Annotated in this window: 21 protein-coding genes and 1 riboswitch; of the genes, 6 read left to right on the top strand and 15 right to left on the bottom strand. The window is 38.9% G+C overall.

The genetic code is table 11. The features are described from left to right. Positions 1 to 50: 50 nt before the first annotated feature. A complete protein-coding gene (gene dinB, locus QM917_RS06620; protein WP_414285295.1) occupies positions 51 to 1,112 on the top strand; it encodes a DNA polymerase IV in 1,062 nt (353 codons plus the stop codon). Between the two features lie 139 nt (positions 1,113 to 1,251). Here dinB and QM917_RS06615 read toward each other — a convergent pair whose 3' ends face one another. Further along, complete coding sequence (locus QM917_RS06615; RefSeq protein WP_075232062.1) at positions 1,252 to 2,097, bottom strand: undecaprenyl-diphosphate phosphatase; 846 nt, start codon at positions 2,095 to 2,097, stop codon at positions 1,252 to 1,254. 61 nt (positions 2,098 to 2,158) lie between these two features. Beyond that, the gene (locus tag QM917_RS06610) at positions 2,159 to 4,051 is read right to left on the bottom strand and encodes a DUF2207 domain-containing protein (protein WP_049549015.1); all 1,893 of its coding nucleotides are present in this window, start codon (positions 4,049 to 4,051) and stop codon (positions 2,159 to 2,161) included. Positions 4,052 to 4,181: 130 nt separating this feature from the next. On the opposite strand from QM917_RS06610, the gene QM917_RS06605 reads away from it, so the two are divergent. Both QM917_RS06605 and QM917_RS06600 read left to right on the top strand, forming a co-directional pair. Then, the gene (locus QM917_RS06605) at positions 4,182 to 5,747 is read left to right on the top strand and encodes an ABC transporter substrate-binding protein/permease (protein WP_049527370.1); all 1,566 of its coding nucleotides are present in this window, start codon (positions 4,182 to 4,184) and stop codon (positions 5,745 to 5,747) included. Further along, a complete protein-coding gene (locus QM917_RS06600) occupies positions 5,747 to 6,487 on the top strand; it encodes an amino acid ABC transporter ATP-binding protein (protein WP_049549014.1) in 741 nt (246 codons plus the stop codon). Before QM917_RS06605 ends, QM917_RS06600 begins: the two co-directional genes overlap by 1 nt. Before the next feature lie 444 nt (positions 6,488 to 6,931). On the opposite strand, the gene QM917_RS06595 is transcribed toward QM917_RS06600, so the two are convergent. From QM917_RS06595 to QM917_RS06535, 13 genes are all read right to left on the bottom strand, one after another. Beyond that, on the bottom strand, positions 6,932 to 7,147 hold the full coding sequence (locus tag QM917_RS06595) for a hypothetical protein (protein WP_001140700.1): 216 nt from the start codon (positions 7,145 to 7,147) through the stop codon (positions 6,932 to 6,934). 105 nt (positions 7,148 to 7,252) lie between these two features. Beyond that, positions 7,253 to 8,149, bottom strand: coding sequence for an SPFH domain-containing protein (locus QM917_RS06590; RefSeq protein WP_000243418.1), 897 nt, complete (start codon positions 8,147 to 8,149; stop codon positions 7,253 to 7,255). Positions 8,150 to 8,231: 82 nt separating this feature from the next. Continuing rightward, positions 8,232 to 9,482, bottom strand: coding sequence for a threonine ammonia-lyase IlvA (gene ilvA, locus QM917_RS06585; protein WP_049549013.1), 1,251 nt, complete (start codon positions 9,480 to 9,482; stop codon positions 8,232 to 8,234). Between the two features lie 80 nt (positions 9,483 to 9,562). Then, the gene (ilvC, locus tag QM917_RS06580) at positions 9,563 to 10,585 is read right to left on the bottom strand and encodes a ketol-acid reductoisomerase (RefSeq protein WP_000290683.1); all 1,023 of its coding nucleotides are present in this window, start codon (positions 10,583 to 10,585) and stop codon (positions 9,563 to 9,565) included. A gap of 218 nt (positions 10,586 to 10,803) precedes the next feature. Continuing rightward, positions 10,804 to 11,280, bottom strand: coding sequence for an acetolactate synthase small subunit (gene ilvN / locus QM917_RS06575; RefSeq protein ID WP_001253809.1), 477 nt, complete (start codon positions 11,278 to 11,280; stop codon positions 10,804 to 10,806). Beyond that, positions 11,273 to 12,973, bottom strand: a complete 1,701-nt coding sequence (locus QM917_RS06570) for an acetolactate synthase large subunit (protein WP_049549012.1) — start codon at positions 12,971 to 12,973, stop codon at positions 11,273 to 11,275. Before QM917_RS06570 ends, ilvN begins: the two co-directional genes overlap by 8 nt. A gap of 212 nt (positions 12,974 to 13,185) precedes the next feature. Beyond that, on the bottom strand, positions 13,186 to 13,875 hold the full coding sequence (gene rplA / locus QM917_RS06565; RefSeq protein ID WP_001085672.1) for a 50S ribosomal protein L1: 690 nt from the start codon (positions 13,873 to 13,875) through the stop codon (positions 13,186 to 13,188). Positions 13,876 to 13,971: 96 nt separating this feature from the next. Then, complete coding sequence (gene rplK / locus QM917_RS06560) at positions 13,972 to 14,397, bottom strand: 50S ribosomal protein L11 (RefSeq protein WP_001085808.1); 426 nt, start codon at positions 14,395 to 14,397, stop codon at positions 13,972 to 13,974. A 193-nt stretch (positions 14,398 to 14,590) separates the two neighbouring features. Next, positions 14,591 to 15,073: a GNAT family N-acetyltransferase gene (locus tag QM917_RS06555; protein WP_049549022.1), complete on the bottom strand. Its 483-nt coding sequence runs from the start codon at positions 15,071 to 15,073 to the stop codon at positions 14,591 to 14,593. Next, positions 15,048 to 15,467 (bottom strand): ParB N-terminal domain-containing protein, encoded by a 420-nt coding sequence (locus QM917_RS06550; RefSeq protein WP_049549011.1) that lies wholly within the window; start codon positions 15,465 to 15,467, stop codon positions 15,048 to 15,050. The genes QM917_RS06555 and QM917_RS06550 overlap by 26 nt, the downstream gene beginning before the upstream one ends. Positions 15,468 to 15,494: 27 nt before the next feature. Continuing rightward, entirely contained in the window at positions 15,495 to 16,145 is a 651-nt protein-coding gene (locus QM917_RS06545; RefSeq protein ID WP_049549010.1) for a phosphatase PAP2 family protein, read from the bottom strand. Next, positions 16,135 to 16,698: an ECF transporter S component gene (locus QM917_RS06540; protein WP_049549009.1), complete on the bottom strand. Its 564-nt coding sequence runs from the start codon at positions 16,696 to 16,698 to the stop codon at positions 16,135 to 16,137. Before QM917_RS06540 ends, QM917_RS06545 begins: the two co-directional genes overlap by 11 nt. A gap of 156 nt (positions 16,699 to 16,854) precedes the next feature. Then, positions 16,855 to 17,073: riboswitch (FMN riboswitch) on the bottom strand. A gap of 48 nt (positions 17,074 to 17,121) precedes the next feature. Next, positions 17,122 to 17,625: a tRNA (cytidine(34)-2'-O)-methyltransferase gene (locus tag QM917_RS06535; RefSeq protein WP_049549008.1), complete on the bottom strand. Its 504-nt coding sequence runs from the start codon at positions 17,623 to 17,625 to the stop codon at positions 17,122 to 17,124. A gap of 393 nt (positions 17,626 to 18,018) precedes the next feature. On the opposite strand from QM917_RS06535, the gene trkA reads away from it, so the two are divergent. From trkA to QM917_RS06520, 3 genes are all read left to right on the top strand, one after another. Further along, a complete protein-coding gene (trkA, locus tag QM917_RS06530) occupies positions 18,019 to 19,368 on the top strand; it encodes a Trk system potassium transporter TrkA (RefSeq protein ID WP_414285294.1) in 1,350 nt (449 codons plus the stop codon). Between the two features lie 3 nt (positions 19,369 to 19,371). Further along, on the top strand, positions 19,372 to 20,811 hold the full coding sequence (locus QM917_RS06525) for a TrkH family potassium uptake protein (protein WP_414285293.1): 1,440 nt from the start codon (positions 19,372 to 19,374) through the stop codon (positions 20,809 to 20,811). Between the two features lie 856 nt (positions 20,812 to 21,667). Next, positions 21,668 to 22,360 carry a CPBP family intramembrane glutamic endopeptidase gene (locus tag QM917_RS06520; RefSeq protein ID WP_153225068.1) on the top strand — a complete coding sequence of 231 codons (693 nt, stop codon included), beginning with the start codon at positions 21,668 to 21,670 and terminating at the stop codon, positions 22,358 to 22,360. The last annotated feature ends 325 nt before the right edge of the window (positions 22,361 to 22,685 follow it).

Raw genomic sequence — 22,685 nt, 5'->3', positions numbered from 1 at the left:
AGAAAAAGAGTATAATAAAATTAAACAAACTAGCACTGAGAGGTTTCTTCATGTTGATTTTTCCACTAATGAATGATTTATCTCGTAAAATCATCCATATTGACATGGATGCCTTTTTTGCTGCTGTTGAAATTCGAGACAATCCCAAACTTAAAGGGAAGCCAGTTGTGATTGGTAGTGACCCTAGAAAAACTGGTGGTCGCGGTGTTGTTTCTACCTGTAGCTATGAAGCACGAGCATTTGGCATCCACTCAGCCATGAGTTCTAAAGAAGCCTATGAACGTTGCCCTCAAGCAGTTTTCATTTCTGGAAACTACGAAAAATATACTGCTGTCGGTCAACAGATTCGAGCTATTTTCAAACGTTATACGGATAATATCGAGCCTATGAGTATCGATGAAGCTTATCTAGACGTGACTGAAAACAAACTCGGCATCAAGTCCGCTGTTAAAATCGCTCGACTAATTCAACAAGATATTTGGAATGAACTTCATTTGACCTCTTCTGCTGGTGTGTCTTACAATAAATTCTTAGCTAAAATAGCCAGCGATTACCAAAAACCTCGAGGTCTGACAGTTATTCTCCCTAATGAAGCTGAAGATTTTCTCAAACAAATGGATATCGCTAAATTCCACGGTGTAGGTAAGAAAACAGTTGAGAAATTGCATCAAATGGGCGTATTCACAGGAGCTGACCTTTTAAAAATTTCTGAAATTAGTCTCATTGATCGTTTTGGTAGACTCGGTTTTGACCTGTATCGCAAGGCTCGTGGCATTGATAATTCTCCCGTCAAATCCAATCGCATTCGTAAGTCTATCGGAAAAGAAAAAACTTATAGTAAAATTCTCAATCTAGAAGAGGATATCAAAAAAGAGCTAACTCTCCTTTCGGAAAGAGTTGCCCTAAGTCTTCAAAAACATGAAAAATCTGGAAAGATTGTTATTTTAAAAATCCGCTATGCTGACTTTTCTACAATGACTAAGCGGAAAAGCTTATCTCAAAAGATCCAAGATGCTGAAACTATTTCACAAATGGCTATCCAACTTTACGAATCTCTGGCAGATAAAGATAAAGACGTTCGCTTATTGGGTGTCACTGTGACTGGATTTTAAAAGAGCTTGGACAAAAACTCAATTTCAGGAGTAAATGAAGTAAATTTTCCCACAATAAAACGCATAGTATCAAGGTTTTTCAACATCTGATATTATGCGTTTTTTGATTTTAAAGACTTTTTGCCCAGCCTCTTTTTTCTTATACAAATAATCGAACGAAGCTATAAAGTAGTAATACACTACCTAGGACAATACGGTATTTACCAAACATCGTAAAGTCGTGTTTTTTTACATAGCTGGTCAAGAAACGAATGGCAACCATGCTGACTGCAAAAGCCACTACCATTGCTACCAAGAGCAAGAAGAATTGACCAAAACTCAAGACTTCTCCCGCTTTGATAAATTTAAAAATCTTCAAAGCACTTGCTCCAAACATAACTGGAATTCCTAGATAGAAGGTAAACTCTGTCACCACTGAACGACTAGTCCCATTCAACAAACCACCGACGATAGTGGCACCTGAACGGCTAGTTCCTGGTAAAAGAGCCAAGACTTGGAAAAGACCGATATAAAGGGCTGTTTTATAAGGTAATTTGTCCAACTCTGTGACTGTTGGCTCAATCGCTTGCGCTTTGTTACGTTTTTCAAGATAGATAAAGGCCACCCCATAAACAATCAACATGATAGCTACTGAAACCATATTATGGAAGTGAGTATCAAACCAATCATCAAACTTAAAGACTAGGAGAAGAGGTAAGGTCGCTACAAAAACCTTGGACCATAACTGCCACGTTTTACGGACTTGCACCTTATCCTTACCAGGTTTGAAGGGATTAAGCTTGTTAAAGTAGATAACCATAACGGCTAGGATAGCACCCAGTTGAATAACTACGTTAAACATAGACATGAAGGCTTCACTCTGGTCTTTATACTGGACAAACTCTTCTGCTAGGATCAAGTGACCTGTACTTGAGATCGGCAACCATTCCGTAATTCCTTCAACAATACCAAAAAAGATAGATTTTAAAATTTCAATAAGATACATAGATAACTCCTTTTTCTATCCTCCATTATATCATACTTTTATAAGCTGTGTTTAGTTTTCTTTAAAAGGCACCGATGCTGCCGCCACCACCGCCGCCAGAAAATCCACCACCAGAACTTCCACTACTAGAAGATACTGAGTAAGTACTTGCCGTATTTGCGACACTGGCATAATGGCTCATTTGCGCTGTTGAATGATAAAACATGCTATGCCAGCCATAGGCTACATAGAGATTGATATCTGGATTTTCAACTTGGATCTGGTGAACCTTCATCAAATGGCTAACCTTGTCAGCATATCCAAACAAAGTTGCATAAACTAATAGACGATTCCAAACAACAATACTTTCCAATTCAGCCTGATCCAGTCGTGCAATCTCACGCAACATATTTTCAAAACTGGTCCAGAGATAGTAGACTTCTGCTCCTGCTTCATTTAGGACACCATCACGATTATCTAGTCGAAGCTTCCAATAATAGAAAACAGCCAAAACTAAACCTAGAAAACCAAGTATTGGCAAGGGGAGGTAAAGATAGCCATGAACGTCCAAACTATACAAGAACAAACCAAATCCGATGATTAGTGGGAAAATAGTAGAAACAGCCATGCTCACTTGCAAGACCTTTTCCCCGCTAGTCAAGGGGCGATAATAATCTGGGAGCCCCCAGAAGGAAACTCGATTTCTTACTCCGTCTTGCATCTCTTTCAATGCTCTTTCAAAAGAATATTTGAGTTTACGGCCTTTTGTTTGAATCCGTTTTTCATCAGTAGCTTTCGCTCCACGGTAAAGGTTCTCAGAAACCTTATAATCTGCAAACAAATTGGAAACAGCAACTTCTTTTTTACCTGAAAAGGTCAGATTTAGGCAGTCTTTCTCAAAGCTTGACAAACCATCTTCTTTTACCAGCCTCAAGCCAACTGCGTCTCCTTCTGAAATAATAGAGACATTCCCACGGTCTATCACATCTAACAAGGTAGCTTGAATAAGTTGGTCAAAGGTGAATTTTCCTGCTCCTTTGGTTAGAGGACTCACTTCCTCTAAGGAGGTCGAGTAGACAGCCTCTGATAAAACCATAGGCTCTAATTCCATCGGCGGTTCATAGAGACGATGATTTTTGGCATATTTGACTGAAGGAGTGGTTTTTCTTCTATAAATAAAATAGAAGCAGATACTCAATAACAAGGAGATGGAAAGTATTGAAGGAAACACCCAAGTAACGAGTTGTTTACTCTGCTCTTTTTCTCTAACAATCGAGTCTTCTATCTTATTAAACTCTTCTAAACGATTCCCTTTTAAGCCCTGATCTGTAGCGCTAGCAAAATCAGTTCGAGGCCAGTAGGCATGCAACTCAACTCCGCGCTTAGACGGAAGATTGTCTAAGCGAATAGTATAGTCATGACCACTCTGTTCAATACTTCCCTCTCTATAAAGTTGACCTGTGTGGAAAAAGAGTTTTTCAGCCCCCTTATCTCCCCTCACATGAAACTCAAACTTTTCAATAGATTCTGAACTATCTGTTAAGGGTTGCCAATTTAATTCAGCGATATCATGATATAAGAAAAGAAGATTTTTCAATTGCCAGGTAAGTTCCACTTCGACCCTGTCCCCTTCCTGACCTGGATTATAGACTTTAACAGTATAACCATTCTTTTCTTCTGTCACTTCGCTAGTAACATCTGTCAGTTTAGCACCATTTTTCGATGCCTCAACCTTTGGATGAGGATCAATTTCAAACCCGCTAGGCATCTTGCCTGCACGACCAAGTCCCACTATTTGGCCATTAAAATCATCCTCAAACTGGTAAACTATCTTCTGCCTAAATTCCGCTGTATTATCTGCATGAATATACAGTTCTCCTTTATAGGATGGAATGCTGAAATCCACGGCAAAAACCAGTTTGGGAACAATTATCAGACATGTAAATATAAGTACTATTAACCATCTTTTTTTCATAATATAGCCTCTTTTGACCTTTTTCTCATTATATCATTTTTTTCCAAGTAAGGGTTTACTAGGATTGAAAAACTTGCTAATTTTCGATACAATAGAGAGAAGCAATTTTAGACTAGAAATAGGAGAAAACATGAAAAAATTATGCTTAACTATCCTTGCTAGCCTGGCCCTTACTTTAGGACTAGTTAGCCAGGTCCAAGCCGATGAATATTTACGCATCGGTATGGAGGCAGCCTACGCACCCTTTAACTGGACTCAAGATGACGACAGTAACGGCGCTGTCAAAATCGATGGAACCAACCAATATGCTAATGGTTACGACGTCCAAATAGCTAAAAAAATTGCTAAGGACCTAGGCAAAGAGCCCTTGGTTGTTAAAACCAAGTGGGAAGGACTTGTTCCAGCCCTTACTTCTGGTAAGATTGATATGATCATTGCAGGTATGAGCCCAACTGCTGAACGCAAACAAGAAATTGCATTTTCAAGCAGCTACTATACTAGCGAACCAGTACTTTTGGTCAAAAAAGATTCTGCCTATGCAAACGCCAAATCACTAGAGGACTTTAGCGGAGCAAAAATCACTTCTCAACAAGGTGTTTACCTTTATGATTTGATTTCACAAATCTCAGGCGCTCAGAAGGAAACTGCCATGGGAGATTTCGCCCAAATGCGTCAAGCTCTTGAAGCTGGTGTCATTGATGCCTATGTTTCTGAACGTCCTGAAGCCCTAACTGCCGAATCAGCAAACGCTAAGTTCAAAATGATTCAGCCTGAACCTGGTTTTAAAACTGGTGAAGAAGATACATCTATCGCTATTGGACTTCGTAAAGATGATAACCGTATCAGCCAAATCAATGCCAGTATTGAAACCATTTCTAAAGATGAACAAGTTGCGCTCATGGATCGTATGATCAAAGAGCAACCAGCAGAATCTACAACGACAGAGGAAAGCAACAGTAATTTCTTTGGCCAAGTCGCTAAAATTCTGACTGAAAACTGGCAACAACTCTTGCGTGGTGCTGGTATTACACTTCTCATTTCAATTATCGGTACCATCGTTGGTCTCGCTATCGGTCTTGCTATCGGTGTCTTCCGTACAGCACCTCTATCAGAAAATCAATTTATTTTCGGCATCCAAAAACTAATCGGTTGGATTCTCAATATCTATATTGAAATTTTCCGTGGGACACCTATGATTGTACAATCTATGGTTATCTACTATGGAACTGCTCAAGCTTTCGGAATCAATCTAGACCGTACGCTAGCTGCTATCTTTATCGTTTCGATCAACACTGGTGCCTACATGACTGAAATCGTCCGTGGTGGTATCCTAGCTGTTGATAAGGGACAATTTGAAGCGGCAACTGCACTTGGCATGACTCATAACCAGACCATGCGTAAGATTGTTTTGCCTCAAGTTGTTCGAAATATTCTACCAGCGACTGGTAATGAGTTCGTCATCAACATCAAGGATACTTCTGTATTGAACGTTATCTCTGTTGTAGAACTTTACTTCTCAGGAAATACAGTAGCAACACAAACCTACCAGTACTTCCAAACCTTTACCATCATCGCAGTTATCTACTTTGTCCTCACCTTCACAGTAACGCGTATCCTACGCTTCATCGAAAAACGTATGGATATGGATACCTACACGACAGGTGCTAACCAAATGCAAACGGAGGATTTGAAATAATGAGTCAACCAATCCTTGAAATCAAACACCTCAAAAAATCCTACGGGCAAAACGAGGTCTTAAAAGACATCTCTCTCACTATTCATAAAGGAGAAGTGATTTCTATCATCGGTAGTTCCGGTAGTGGTAAATCAACCTTCCTACGTTCTATCAACCTTCTCGAAACACCAACTGATGGTGAGATCCTTTATCACGGTGAAAACGTACTTGAAAAAGGGTATAACCTCACTCACTATCGTGAAAAACTAGGCATGGTTTTCCAATCCTTTAACCTCTTTGAAAATCTCAACGTTCTTGAAAATACGATTGTTGCACAGACAACCGTTCTCAAACGTGAACGATCAGAAGCAGAGAAAATTGCTAAAGAAAACCTTGAAAAGGTTGGAATGGGAGAGCGCTACTGGCAAGCTAAACCAAAACAACTTTCTGGTGGTCAAAAGCAACGTGTAGCCATTGCTCGCGCGCTTTCTATGAATCCTGATGCCATTCTCTTTGACGAGCCTACTTCAGCCCTTGACCCTGAAATGGTCGGTGAAGTTCTAAAAATCATGCAAGAACTAGCTCAAGAAGGCTTGACAATGATCGTTGTAACCCACGAAATGGAATTTGCTCGTGACGTATCACACCGTGTCATCTTTATGGACAAAGGTGTGATTGCAGAAGAAGGCAAACCTGAAGATTTATTTACAAATCCTAAAGAGGAACGTACAAGAGAATTTTTACAACGCTATTTAGGATAAGATAAAAGCGGTTGGATAAACCTCTTAAACTAAGAGTTGTATTCCTTTTCAATCCCCAATCAACATTGAGTCAAAGGCTCATGAACATAAAAATCAAGGTCGGAGTTTTTTATTCCGACCTATTTTTATATCTTCGATGCCATCTTCTGCTTTCTGAGCAAGTATTGCTTGTAGCTATATTCCTAATCTTTTATTTGATTTTCATGAGTGATACTCAATGAAAATCAAAGAGCAAACTAGGAAGCGAGCCGCAGGCTGTACTTGAGTACGGCAAGGCGAAGCTGACGTGGTTTGAATTTGATTTTCGAAGAGTATGAGATCACTCCTCTCCTGTCAACCTAGCTCATCCTAACAAATAGATTTGTTGAGTAGGTCATAGCATGGCTATTTCTCCATTCCATAAATAAAAGCAGACCCTAATTAGAGTCTGCTTGTATCCAAAGATTAATCTTCAAATTTTTCATGATTTTTTTCATAGAAATCAATTAATCCAAGGGCTGTTTCAAAGGAAATATTTTTAACTTTTGCACGTCCTTGAGCTAGAGCAATGATAGACATTTCACGTGCATTCGTTTCTTTAGAAATACGATAACCAGTGATCTTCTTATCACGAACCCAGCTAACAACTGATTCTACTTTTTCAAAGTTAGTCTTAGCCATGTTTTTCTCCTATTTTATTCTTTACGATATTTAATTGTATACGTTTTTATGGCATTTGTCAATAAAAAAACATATATCCAATCAAATAAGACGTTAAGATTTGGTTTACTTGGCTTTTAAAGCCGATAATATATGGGTTCGTATATCTTCAACTCCGTTAGGATTTGCTGGTAAGAAAATTGTATTATTACCTTGTTTTTCTGCAAAATTATTCAATGTATCTAAATACTGGTTAGTTAACAAGATTGACATGATTTGCTCTTCAGTTAATTCAACATTGGCTCCTTTTAACTCTTTAATAGAATCAGCAAGTCCATCAACAATTGCTTTTCGTTGCTCTGCGATCCCCACACCATGTAGGCGATCCTTTTCTGCCTCTGCTTCGGCCGCTGTTACGATCTTAATTTTATCTGCTTCGGCCAATTCTTGTGCTGCTACTCTCTTACGTTGAGCAGCATTGATTTCATTCATCGATTGCTTGACTTCCGCATCCGGCTCTACTTTGGTAATGAGCGTTTTGACGATAATGTACCCATACGTTGACATTTCTTCCGCTACTTGTTTTTGAACTTCTAATGCAATTTCATCCTTTTTCTCAAACAATTCATCCAAAGTTAACTTAGGAACTGATGAGCGCAATGCATCTTCAATGTAAGATTTGATTTGAGCCTCAGGTCTCATTAGTTTATAGTAAGCATCTGTAACATTTTGTTCATTTACTCGGTACTGTGTTGCAACATTCATCGTCACAAATACGTTATCTTGAGTCTTGGTTTCCACAACGATTTCACTTTGCAAGAGACGCAGTTGTACACGAGCTGCAATTTTATCAATCCCAAATGGTGCTCTTAGGTGAATACCACTATTGCTCAACTTTTGATACTTACCAAATCGTTCAATGATAGCTACTGATTGTTGTCGAACAACATAGATTGAGCTCATTAGTATAGCTCCTACAATAAGCATTAGAATAATTAGAACAAGTATAACTTTTAAAACCATGGGAATCTCCCCCTTTCTTCATTTACATTATAGCACTTGTAAATAGGTTAGGCAAATGATATGATAAAAATTTCATAGCATATTAAACAAGCATATTATATAGGGTCTCATTCCCATTCAAGTTAATATAAGATGGGTCAAATTTCTCCATCCGGTGAATCAATCCCGCATAATCGTGCTTATCAGCAAGTGCAACCCCTATCAATACTGGACCAGTTCCCTTGCTAGCTCGTTTGATATATTCAAAACGAGTAATATCATCATGAGGTCCTAAGATATCATTTACAAACTCTCGAAGTGCTCCCGGACGTTGTGGGAAATTCACTACAAAGTAATGCTTGATACCATCATAAATCAAGGCACGTTCTTCCATCTCTGGCATACGGTTGATGTCATTATTCCCTCCAGAAATGATACAACAAATGGTCTTGCCCTTAATATAATCGGATAATACTTCCAAGGCTGCAATACTAGCAGCACCCGCAGGCTCAGCTACAATCCCTTGTTTAGAATAAAGATCAATTAAGGTCTCAGAAATCAATCCTTCATCTACACCGATAAGAGTTTCAACATTTTTTCGTGTTGCTTCATAGGTCAACTGCCCTACTTTTTGTACTGCAATCCCATCCGCAAATTTATCAATTTCTTTAAGTTTAACCGGTCCCCCAGCTTCAAAGGCAGCCTTCATAGAACGAGCACCATTTGCTTCAACACCAATCACTTCAATTGCTGGATTAGTTTCTTTAATATAAGTAGAAACACCTGAAATGAGGCCTCCACCTCCAACTGGTACCAAGACAGTATCAAATTCAATAGATTCTTTACGAGCTTCTTCTAAAATTTCATAGGCTACCGTACCCTGGCCAGCTTGAACATAGGGATCATCGAAGGGGTCAATAAAAGTACGATTTTCAGCTACAGTAAAGTCTTGAGCAGCCTTGGCTGAAGCATCAAAAGTATCCCCTACTAATTTGATCGTCACAAAATCTCCTCCAAAGAAACGGACCTGACCAATTTTCTGTTGAGGTGTCGTAATTGGCATAAAGATTGTTGCAGGGATCTTCATCTCATTACATGTGTAGGCAACTCCTTGAGCGTGATTTCCCGCTGAAGCACACACTACACCACGTTCACGTTCCTCTTTTGTCAATTGCGAGATAGCGTAATAAGCTCCACGAATTTTAAAAGAACGGACACGTTGAGCATTTTCCTTTTTAAGATAAATTTTCGCTCCGTATTTTTCGGATAAATAATGATCGTAGTCAAGTGGTGTATTGGCTACTACACCACTCAAAACCTTGTGGGCTTTCACCACATCTTTTGCACTTAGCATAATCTCCTCCTAGATGAGTTTTCAAGATAAAAAGCGAGTTAGGTTCCCCCCAACTCGCCTTCTGTTTATATTCTTAAAAATTAGTTGTAGATCTTGAATGCATCATCGTCGTTTTTACCGACAAATGGCATTGCTTTACGCAATTCTGCACCAACTTTTTCAATTTCAAGGTTAGCTGCTTGTTCACGGTAGGCAGTCAATTTTGGACGTCCAGCTTTGTAGTCATTTACAAAGTCGTTGGCGAATTTACCATTTTGGATGTCCGCAAGAACTGCTTTCATGTTTTCTTTGACTTGTTCAGTGATTACACGTGGACCTGAAACATAGTCACCATACTCAGCAGTGTTTGAAATTGATTGACGCATTTTCTTAAATCCACCTTCGTAGATCAAGTCAACGATCAATTTCATTTCGTGAAGAACTTCAAAGTAAGCCAATTCTGGAGCATAACCAGCTTCTGTCAAGACTTCAAAACCAGCTTCAATAAGGGCAGTCAAACCACCACAAAGTACTGCTTGTTCACCAAACAAATCTTCTTCAGTTTCTTCTTTGTATGTTGTTTCAAGAAGACCTACACGCGCTGCACCAACACCTTTACACCAGTCCATAGCGATGTTTTTGGCATTTCCTGTTGCATCTTGGTAGACAGCGTAAAGTGCTGGAACACCAAATCCTTCTTCGTAAGTACGACGTACCAAGTGTCCTGGTCCTTTAGGAGCACACATAAAGACATCAACATCTGCAGGAACTTTGATGAATTCGAAGTGAATGTTGAAACCATGTGCAAATCCAACAGCATTTCCAGCTTCCAAGTTTGGAGCAATTTCTGCTTCGTACAATTCTTGTTGGATTTCATCTGGTGCCAAGATCATGATAACATCAGCCAATTTAGTTGCTTCTGCTACTGTGTAAGTGTCAAAACCATCTTCTTTTGCTTTATCGAAAGATTTACCTGGACGTACACCGATGATCACATCGCGACCTGAATCACGCAAGTTTTGAGCGTGCGCATGTCCTTGTGAACCATAACCAATAACGGCGATTTTTTTACCGTCAAGTGCTGCTACTTTTACATCTTTTTCGTATTCCATTTGAACTGCCATAGTTTTTTCTCTCTTTTCTATTTTTATTGCCTGTTAGGCTGGTTTAACAAATTTAAGTTGGATTCTTTTACTCAATGAAAATCAAAGAGCAAACTAGGAAGCTAGCTGCAGGTTGCTCAAAGCACTGCTTTGAGGTTGTAAATAAGACTGACGAAGTCAGTAACATATACCTACGGCAAAGCGACGCTAACGTAGTTTGAAGAGATTTACGAAGAGTATTAGTCGCGGGTAAATCCAGTTGCACCCGTACGAGCGATATTCTTGATACCGTAAGGTCGAATGACTCGAATCAAAGCTTCACTCTTTTCTGCATTCCCAGTCATCTGAATGGTAATGGAACTTGGAGCTACATCGACTACTGTTGCACGGAAAGGTTGGATAATAGCCAAAATTTCTGCACGTTTTTCAGCAGGCGCTGAAACCTTTATAAGAATTACTTCTCGTTCTAAGTGGGGCTGATCCGTAATATCACGAATACGAATTACATCAATCTGACGATTCAGTTGTTTGATGATTTGCTCCACCTCGTCATGTGAGGCAACATCGATGATAATGGTAATCCGTGACACATTTGGATTTTCGGTTGCGCCAACAGAAATGCTTTCGATATTGACTTGACGTCTCGATAAGACTCCTGTGAAGCGATTGAGAACACCTGAACGGTTTTGAAGTTTGGCTGTTAACATTCTACGCATTAAACTTCACCCCCAACATCTCATGATTACTCTTACCAGCTGGTACCATCGGTAAAACATGTTCTTTCCGAGAAATGTCTACTTCAATAAACATTGGTTCATCTTCCATGATGACTTCCAAATCCTTCTCAAGAGTTTCAGGATTATCAAACTTATAATTCTTAATTCCATAGGCTTGAGCCATCAATTGGAAATCTGGAAGGCTATCAAAGACCGACTCTGAAGTTCGACCATCATAGAAGGCTTCTTGCCACTGGCGAACCATCCCGAGTGAATGGTTATTAAGCATGATGACCTTGATTGGAATCTTGTAAATATTTAAGATTGCCAATTCCTGATTAGTCATCTGGAAACCGCCATCTCCGACAAAGAGAACAACTTCTTTATCTGGATTAGCAATCTTAGCACCAATAGCTGCTGGAACTCCGAATCCCATGGTTCCTAGACCACCTGATGTTACGAGTTGTCGCTCGTTTTGGTAAGGATAGTATTGAGCCGTCCACATTTGGTGTTGTCCAACGTCTGTTACAACAATGGCATCGCCATTGGTCAACTCACCGACGCGTTCAATAACTGCTTGAGGTTGAACCACACGTTCTTTCTTATCATAAGAACGAACACGATTCTTATCTTTGGTAACTTTTTCAATCCATTTTTCAGTATTGTTACGAACGATTGGCTCAGCTAGTAACTGCTGCAAGGCCTTTTTAGCATCTCCAACAACCGGGATATCAACAGCGATAATCTTACCAATCTCTGCTGGATCGATATCAATATGCGCTACTTTTGCATTCTTAGCAAAGGTTTTAGGATTTCCAGTCAAACGGTCATCAAAGCGGCAACCAATAGAAATCATGAAATCAGCCTCAGTCATGGCAATATTTGCTGCAAAGGAACCATGCATTCCGCCCATTCCCAAAAACAGTGGATGGCTAGTTGCAATTGTTCCCTGTCCCAAAAGACTTGTCACAACTGGAATTTGATAACGCTCTGCAAATTCATTTAACTCTGCCGCAGCCTCAGCGTAACTAATCCCACCCCCAGCTAGCAAGACTGGTTTTTTAGCCTTAGACAATTGCTTCAAGATTTTCTTGATTTGCATATCATTTGGCTCAAGTGTTGGCTGATAACTTGGTAAATCTATCTCTGGAGAGTATACGAAGTCTGTCTCAAGCGCAGAAACATCTTTTGGTAGGTCAATGACGACTGGCCCTGGACGACCTGTAGTCGCAATATGCACAGCTTCTGTAATAATTCGCGGAATATCCGCAGTTTCTCGAACCTGATAATTGTACTTAGTGATTGGCATGGTGATACCAACGATATCAGCTTCTTGAAAAGCATCCTTACCGATTCCCGCTCTTGCAACTTGTCCTGTGAAGACCAAAAGGGGAACACTATCGCTCATAGCATCTGCGATCCCTGTAATGGCATTTGTAGCTCCTGGTCCGCTTGTGACGACTGCAACACCCAGTTTTCCTGTTGACTTAGCATAACCTTCAGCTTCGTGAAGACAGCCCTGCTCATGGCGACCTAGAATATGGCGGATTCCCTTAAAATTATAAATAGCATCATATAAAGGAAGTACTGCTCCACCAGGATAACCAAAAATCGTGTCGATTCCTAAGTCGCGAAGTGTTTCCAAAACAAGATCCGATCCCGTCTTAGGTGAGTCTAAAATGATTTTCTCCATCGTTCCCCTTTCTCTTCTCTTAAAAATAGCTTGTTACTATCATACCATTTTTTCAAAAATTTTCAAGAGAAAAGAGCAAATTTTCTGAATTTTCTATCTAGATACTTTACAATATCAAATAGATTAGAAAGTTTATACGTATTTTTATTTTTTTAATAGAAAAAAGGTTGAGACAAATTTGTCTTCAACCTTTCATGTTAAATCATTACTAATTAAAGTGAGTTAACGTCAACCTTGATACCAACACCTTGAGTAGTTGTGATTGTCAAGCTTGTTACGTAAGTTCCTTTAGCAGTAGCTGGTTTAGCTTTTTGGATTGTTTCGTTGAATGCTTTGAAGTTTTCTACTAACTTGTCAGCTTCAAATGAAACTTTACCGATGATAGCTTGTACGATACCTGCACGGTCAGCACGGTAAGTGATTTTACCACCTTTAGACTCTTCAACTGCTTTAGCAACATCCATTGTTACAGTACCAGTTTTAGGGTTTGGCATCAAGTTACGAGGTCCAAGGACACGTCCAAGACGTCCAACAAGAGCCATCATGTCAGGTGTAGCGATAACTACGTCGAAGTCCAACCAACCGTCGTTGATTTTAGCAACAAGGTCATCTTCACCAACGAAGTCTGCACCAGCAGCTTTTGCTTCTTCAGCTTTTGCACCACGTGCAAATACAAGAACGCGAGCTGTTTTACCAGTACCGTTTGGCAATACCATTGCTCCACGGATTTGTTGGTCAGCTTTTTTAACGTCAATGTTCAAGTTGTAAGCAACTTCTACAGTTGCATCAAATTTTGCAAAGTTAGTTTCTTTTGCAAGAGCTACAGCTTCTTCTACGCTGTATGCTTTTGTGCTGTCGATCTTCTCAAGAGCAGCACGAAGTTGTTTGCTTTTTTTAGCCATTTTCTATTCTCCTTGTAAGTGGTTCAATCGATTTTCATCTCCCACGTCACTTCTCGAAATGATGAAGTCTTGCGGGTTATATAGGGATGTTATTGATTAGTCAACAACAGTGAATCCCATAGAACGAGCAGTACCTTCGATCATACGCATTGCAGACTCAATGTTTGCAGCGTTCAAATCTGGCATTTTAGTTTCTGCAATTTCTTGTACTTGTGCACGAGTAACTGTAGCAACCTTAGTTTTGTTAGGTGTACCTGATCCTTTTTCAACACCTGCAGCTTTTTTCAAAAGAACAGCAGCTGGTGGTGTTTTTGTAACGAAAGTAAATGATTTGTCTTCGTATACTGAAATAACAACTGGAATGATCATACCAGCTTGGTCAGCAGTACGAGCGTTGAACTCTTTTGTGAATCCCATGATGTTGATACCAGCTTGACCAAGAGCAGGTCCAACTGGTGGAGCTGGTGTAGCTTTACCAGCAGGGATTTGCAATTTTACAAGTTTTTCGACTTTTTTAGCCATTTTTAAATCCTCCTTTGTGGTTTTGGCGGTAATTTAGAGATTTTTACCTCCCACAAGTATGCTTTACACATACCCATCTATTATACACTATTTTAAAAAAAATGCAAGAGAAATTTTTATTTTTGACATTTCTTTATGTTACACTTTTTTGGTGCAATTAATCTTCAAAATCTTCTACCACGATGGAGTGAATTCATTCGCTCAAAGTCAGTACAAAACTCAAGCCCTTTTCAGTAGCGCCTCTTTCCACAAATCCAAGAGACTCAAAACATCTTATAGAGGTACGATTGAAAGTATAGATTTCTTGAACGTTCAATTGTTTCCAACCCTTTTGCCGAGCTAGATCAATCAAAGCCTTCAAAACCTTGCGTCCAAGTCCTTGATGTTGATAAATTGGATTGCCAATCACAATAGGAAGGTTTTCCTGAGATAAGGTTACATCCCCAATTGGAAGCCACTCTCCTTTTTCTCGAAACTCAATCCAGAACAAATCCCCGTGTCTTTCTAAATAGGAATACATGGCATTTAATTTTTCCGGACTATAAGGTATTCTAATACCGTCTACAAGTTCCACCAAATCCACATCTTGATACCAGGCCAAAGCTGCATCATGATGATCTGCTAAAAAATAGGGAACTAGACGCAAGGAATCATCTATCTGAATGATTTTTGTCATCATTTTCTAATCCTAATACTAGCTCCGCTGCTTGATTAAAACCATCACACCAGTTATACCACTTTGCCTCATACTCATCTTGAGGTAAGATTTGATTTTTTAAATCCAGAACAGAGTATATCTTTCTTTTCTCACAAGCTTGCGCATAAAGATGATAGAGTTCATCACCTCCATCTCTATCCCACTCAGCAGAAATTGTATCCTGGCCTACCAACAAAGCCTGATAAGCCCTGTGATGCCCATCTGTAATCAACAAATAATCTCCAAATGCAAGAACACTGATTGGATTGATATTGTGCTTTTCTACCGATTGATAAAGCATCTGGATATCTTGTAATTTCTCTTCTGATAAGTATAGTTGACTCGGATGAAGATCTTTTATGTTGACTTCCATTTCTTTCTCCTCAAGAAGAGTTAATGCCTACTTCTGCTTGCCTGTAAATCGCCATTGAAAACGCAGTTTATCATAGAAAGGAAACTCCATAAACAAAACTCCTAGGCCTACACAAAGGCTGGCAATCACATCTGATGGGTAGTGAACTCCCAGATAAATTCTTGATACCAATACACTGACGATGTATAAACTTAGCAAGATTTGAACGATTTTTCTCCAAGTTGTATTCTTAATCCGTTGGCTCAAAATCACAATCAAAGATCCTACCATGAGCGTCACAGCCAGAGAATGTCCACTAGGAAATGAGAAACCTTTTTCCTCCACTAGATGTACTATTTCTGGTCTAGGTCGTTGGTAGATATTTTTAAAAGTTACGATTAAGATTCCAGCTAAAGTCAAATTCCCTAGCATGAGATAAGTTTCCAGTTTCCATCGCTTACGGTAAAAAATAAAAGCTACAATGAGAACCCAAGTGATAATGACTGGGATATCAATTAAATGTGTGATTGTTCTGAAAAGAAAGGTCAAGGAAGCAGGTAAGTCACCTCGAATAGCAGTCTGGATTGGTTGATCAAAGCCAATCAGCATATTAGGGTAAAACTTGACAATATAACCTAAAATTACAAAAAGCAAAAGGGCAAAAGAGCCCTTCATCAAATATGTTTGTTTATCTTTCATAGTATTTTAAAGTTGGTTTCAAAAGGACAAACAACAACCAGAAAGAGATGGCAAAGATAATACCTTCAATCAGATTAAAAGGCAAGACCATAGTCATCAGGTAGTTGCTCAATCCTAAGATTTTCTCAATATCAAAATTAGCAAACCTAGCGTACAAAGGAACAGCATAGACGTAGTTCAGAACTAGCATAGCTAGAGTCAAACCAAGCGTACCAGCTATTGAAGCTAGGACGAAACGCATGGTTGTACGCTCTTTTTTCCAAATCAAACCAAAAGCAAGTACAAAGACTCCCAAGGCAACAATATTCATCGGTAAACCAATATAGGTACTAACCCCTTGATTGTTCAAAAGAATTTTCAACAAGGACCGAAGGAAAAGCACTCCAAAAGCTGCTGGTAAATCCAAGACTACCAATCCCACAAGGACCGGTAAAATACTGAACTCAATCCTCAAGAAGGATGCCGCTGGCAAAAGCGGAAAGTCAAAGTACATCAACACAAATGAAAGCGCTGATAGAATTGCAATGGTCGAAAGTCGACGTGTGTTTGTCATAACAGGTTCCTCCAATTTTCTATAAAATCAGAAGAAGTTGGAAAGGATTCCTCTATCTACCCTCTATTTTTATATTCCAAAAGTTTCCCCTCACTCTTTTTAGCAAGCGGTTGCAATTTACCTATAAAAAATCAATTAGAATAGACAAAGCCATTCTTTCGTCTTCTCCCATCCAGACTATACTGTCGGTTGTGGAATCTCACCACATCAGCTTGCGCTCGCGGACTTATTTGGCTAAGATATTTTAGATTTATCTAGACGTCGCAGTCGAAGATAATACTTAAAGTATATCGAGACAAGACAACGAAGAGAAAGCTAAAATAGCTAGTCAAATTCACCGCCGGTCGGGAATCTCACCCAGCCCTGAAGACCCCTTTATGATAACAAAAAAAGCTTGCAAGCGCAAGCATTTTATCTAAGTGTTTATTTCAATTTATCTGTTTCATAAGTGTGAACCAGTTCGAGGCCCACAAAGTTTTGTTGTCGGAGAGCCTCATAGACAATCATACATACTGTATTAGATACATTCAGGCTACGAACATGTTCATCATTCATCGGAATTCTGAGAGCCTTTTCTGGATGCTCACGCATAAATTCCTCAGGCAAGCCCTTATCTTCACGCCCAAAGAGAAAATAATGATCTCCTTCTGTCGTGAAATCTGCATCTGAATAGACTTTTTCTGCAAACTTGGAAATCAGGTAGAGCTGACCATCCATTTTTCCCATAAAATCAGCCAAGCTATCATAAAAATGAATCTCAAGCTTGTCCCAATAATCTAGACCTGCCCGCTTCATCTTACGATCATCAATAGGAAAACCCATCGGTTTGATAATATGAAGGGGCGCATTCGTTGCTGCGCAAGTACGAGCAATATTACCCGTATTTTGTGGAATCTGGGGTTCAAATAATACAATGTGATTTGCCATGCCTTGTTTCCTCTCACTAGTGCAAAAAAATAGCCACACTGCCCGGAGTCAAGCTCAGCAAACAGCGTGGTTAAGGCATCGTTAACTTACCTCACAACAGGTTTGAAGTAAATCAGCGAAACTACTGTTTTAGTATATCACTTTCAGCTTGATTGTCAATAGAAATGACTTGATTTTTTCAATTTTTTTACAAACATATTTACATTAGCTAAAAATGCTTATGTATTCATTAGAATTACACGAAAATAGCTGATTTATATCTTAAATTTTGAACAAGTAAGATTATCAGTGGGACAATTTTCTACCCTAATAATGAAAAGAGTCGGTTGCCGAGTGCATTTTATTCTAAAAAAGAGTATGATAGATACATATTGAAAAAGTAGGTTATTTAATATGAAGATTATTCTTGTCGGAGGGGGGAAAGTTGGTTCTGCCCTTTGTCGTTCACTTGTCGCTGACAATCATGATGTTGTCCTAATTGAACAGAACGAAACGGTTCTTAATTATATGACAAGCCGTTTTGATATTATTGGAATTGCAGGAAACGGTGCTGACTTTGCCATGCTAGAAGCTGCCAATGTTCAAGACTGCGATATTTTCATCGCTATGACTCAATATGACGAGGTCAATATGGTCTCTGCTGTCTTAGCTAAAAAGATGGGGGCTAAAGAAACCATCGTCCGTGTTCGCAATCCTGAGTATTCCAACCCTTACTTTAAAGAAAAAAATATTCTCGGATTTTCTCTTATTGTCAATCCAGAACTCCTTGCAGCTCGTGCTATCGCTAATATCATCGACTTCCCAAATGCTCTTTCTGTTGAGCGTTTTGCAGGTGGTTTGGTTAGTTTGATGGAATTCAAGGTTCGAATTGATAGTAATATTTGTCAGATGTCTATTGTTGATTTCCGTAAAAAGTTTGGTAATGTTATTGTCTGTGCTATTGAGCGCGATCATAAACTGATGATCCCTAGTGGCGACCTTATTTTAGAAGATAAAGACCGTATCTTTGTAACAGGTCATCGTGTCGATATGATGCTTTTTCATAACTATGTCAAATCTCGTGTCGTTAAGAGTTTACTCATTATCGGAGCCGGAAAAATCGCCTACTACCTTGTTGGTATTTTGAAAGATAGCCGTATTGATACCAAGGTCATTGAACTCAATCCAGATCGCGCAGCATTTTTCAGTCAAAAATATCCAAAACTCTATATTGTACAAGGGGACGGAACTGCAAAAGATATTCTCCTAGAAGAAAGTGCCCAACACTACGATGCGGTCGCAACCCTTACTGGAGTTGACGAAGAAAACATTATTACATCTATGTTCTTGGATAGTGTTGGTGTTCAGAAAAACATCACTAAGGTCAATCGAACTAGTCTCCTAGAGATTATCCATGCACCTGAGTTTTCTAGTATCATCACACCAAAAACTATCGCTGTTGATACGATTATGCACTTTATCCATGGTCGTGCCAATGCCCAATATTCAGATCTTCAAGCCATGCACCACCTAGCAAATGGACAGGTTGAAACTCTTCAATTCCTTATCAAGGAAGCTAACAAGATGACTGGTAAACCTTTGTCTCAATTGAAACTCAAAAAAGATATTTTAATTGCTGCTATTATCCGCAATGGAAAAACAATCTTCCCAACTGGTGAAGATAGCCTTCAAGTCGGTGATAAGTTAGTTGTCATCACACTACTATCAAATATCACCAAGATCTATGATCTGTTAGAGAGGTAAGCTATGAATAGAAGTATGGTACGATTTCTTCTTGCAAAGCTACTCTTGATCGAGGCTGGTCTACTCTTAGTTCCTGTTAGTGTTGCTCTCTATTATCGAGAATCTAGCCAAGTTTTCACAGCTCTTTTTTCTACTATTGGTATACTTGTAGTTCTAGGAGTTCTCGGTATCATTAGCAAGCCTAAAAAACAACGTATCTATGCAAAAGAAGGGGTCTTGATTGTTGCTCTATGTTGGATCCTCTGGTCTTTCTTTGGAGCTCTTCCTTTTGTCTTTTCTGGACAAATCCCCAATCTCATAGATGCCTTCTTTGAGATTAGTTCTGGCTTTACAACGACAGGAGCAACTATCCTCAACGATGTTTCTGTCTTAAGCCGTTCTCTTCTATTCTGGCGTAGCTTTACCCATCTCATCGGAGGGATGGGGGTGCTGGTGTTTGCTTTAGCGATTATGGACAACGCTAAAAATAGCCACTTAGAAGTTATGAAGGCAGAGGTTCCTGGCCCAGTATTTGGTAAAGTGGTATCTAGGCTTAAAAACACAGCTCAGATCCTCTACATCCTCTACCTGGCTATGTTCGCCCTCTTTGTGGTTATTTATTACCTTGCTGGGATGCCACTCTACGATAGTTTTGTTATTGCTATGGGAACCGCTGGAACTGGAGGTTTCACTGTCTATAACGACGGTATTGCCCACTATCACAGTTCTCTCATTACCTATCTGACAAGTATCGGGGTTTTGATGTTTGGTGTCAATTTCAACCTCTACTACTATCTCATGCTCCGTCGTATTAAGGAATTCTTTTTTGATGAAGAACTCCGAGCCTATCTCTTGATTGTAGCCATATCAACTGGCTTAATCACGCTTAACACACTCCACCTCTATAGCGGAGTTTCACAAAGCTTTGAGATGGCCTTCTTCCAAGTATCTAACATCATTACCACTACCGGTTTTGGATATGGGGATATCACGAACTGGCCTTTGTTCTCTCAATACATCTTGCTAATGCTGATGGCAATTGGTGGTTCTGCCGGCTCCACTGCAGGTGGTCTCAAGGTTATTCGCGGAGTCATCCTATCTAAAATTGCTAAAAATCAAGTCTTGTCTACCATATCACCTCACCGTGTGTTAACCCTTCAGGTTAATCAAACGGTTATTGATAAGGATACCCAGCACAAGATTCTGAAGTACTTTGTGGTTTATATCATGATTTTACTCAGTTTGATTTTCATCGTCAGTTTAGATACCAATAATTTAATGGTTGTTACGAGTGCTGTTTTCAGTTGTTTTAACAATATCGGTCCTATTTTAGGAACAACTGCAAGTTTCTCAATTTTTAGTCCATTTTCAAAACTTCTACTATCCTTTGCTATGATTGCAGGACGTCTTGAAATCTATCCAATCATACTACTCTTTATGAAGCGAACCTGGTCTAAACGTTAGAACAATCAACTGTACACCCTATCTCCCCTCTTCAAGAAACCCTTGAAGGGGGATTTTTAGGGCTCAAAAGACAAGACAGCTCTAAAAATCGACAATTGGGAATTTAAGGATTTTTCTCTCCTATTTTTTAGCTATAATAAGAAAAAAATATAGGGGATACTTTATGGAAAAAGTCATGAAATCAATTCGACTACTCTTGTTCTTTGCCTTAATCCAACTGGCACTTTGTAGTTGTATCTTTTGGTCTGGAACCTCTCTGGTCCTTAAACAATCCTGTTTTTATTTTCTACTGGCTTTATTGGGCTTATCTGGGTCTTGTGCCTTTATGCATTATTTATCTAGTCACAACCTGAAAAGATATAGACTGATTGATAGGAGTCGCTTTATCTTTTTATTGTATAGTATGATGGTTATTGTCAACCTCTGTGGTGTTGGACTTGTTCTGTCAGAGAGTATCGTCACTGTTAACTTACTTCAAAAAGAAGCTGTAGAACTCATCCTTCCCTCCTTCTTTTTTCTCTTTGGAGTTGATCTCGTTACCTTTCTCCCCTTGAAAAAATGGAGAAGGTTACAAAAAGATTCCAGTAGCAAGGAAGTGAGATTTTCCTTCATCATCATTTCTATTTTAATCTTCCTACGTAATCCAATCACCATTTTATCGATTGCTTTTTATATTGGCCTTGGTGCTCTATTTCTCAGTTTTTTATTCCCAAAAAATTTGAGACAGGAGGTATCATTCTACGGTCATTTGATTCGGGATATTCTATTTGTCGTCTGTACTTTCCTCTTATGGTAACAAATAGAATCCTCTCAGCAATTGTGTTATAATTAGATAAAAATTTTAGGAGACATATCAATGAACTTTTTTAAAGATTTTCGTAAACGACTCGCGTGGTTTGGGATTTTGTTAGTAGCTATCTTTCTCTCTCAAATCCCAATGCAAACTCTAGCTCTGCTAGCAATAAGTCAGATTGATCCTATATGGTCATCACTTATCGTAGCTCTTATTTCGATTCTTGTGATCGCTATCTTTTTATACGGAGCCCATAAGAGCAAGTTACTAGTATTTAAGCCTAAACTCTTAACGATTAATGATCTTCCTCGTATTGTTTTGAGTTATTTGACAATCTTTGTTGGAAATCTTGTAGGTGGCATCTGGTTACAACTCATAAAACAAACAACAACTTCTAATCAGCAAGTAATTAACAACCTTATTTCCGAAAGCTCTCTGATTAGCAGTTTCTTCCTCATCGTTTTAATCGCACCTATTTGTGAAGAAATCATCTGTCGCGGGATTATTCCTACCAAACTCTTCCAAGGCTACGAAAAGTTTGGCTATGTTATTGGTTGGTTGATCTTCCTCCTTGCACACAGACCTTCTAATCTCCCTTCCTTCTTGATTTATGGCTGGATGTCTGCTGTCCTCACTTGGACTGCTTATCGTACCAGACGTTTGGAAATGTCTATCTCAGTCCATATGCTACTTAATAGTATCAGTTTCATCTTACTGGCACTCTTTACAATTTTTATGAAAAATTTCGGTATCTAATACCCAACTATTCTTCCCTTAGGCTAGATCAATCGTCCTAGTCTAAGGGATTTTTTTATTTCAACAAACTTTTCACCTCAGAAAAGCCACTTTTTTCTACAATCTCAAAATTTTTTTAAAAAAATTTTAAAAATATTTTTATGCATAAATTTTATAGAATATAAAAATAAGTTAAATTAACATACATGTCTATGAATAATCTTATAAAAAAATGTAAGAAATCCTTTAAAATAGCCATTTTAAAGCCTTTTAGGCCTTATCATATCCCTTGTAATGCATATTAAATTGTGATACTATTAACTTGTAAGCGATACCAATATCATTT

This window comes from Streptococcus infantis, assembly GCF_047460685.1.
Classification (GTDB): Bacteria; Bacillota; Bacilli; order Lactobacillales; family Streptococcaceae; genus Streptococcus; species Streptococcus infantis_AD.
The sequence above is the reverse complement of the archived record's forward strand: the minus strand, read 5'-3'. Positions and strand labels throughout refer to the sequence as shown.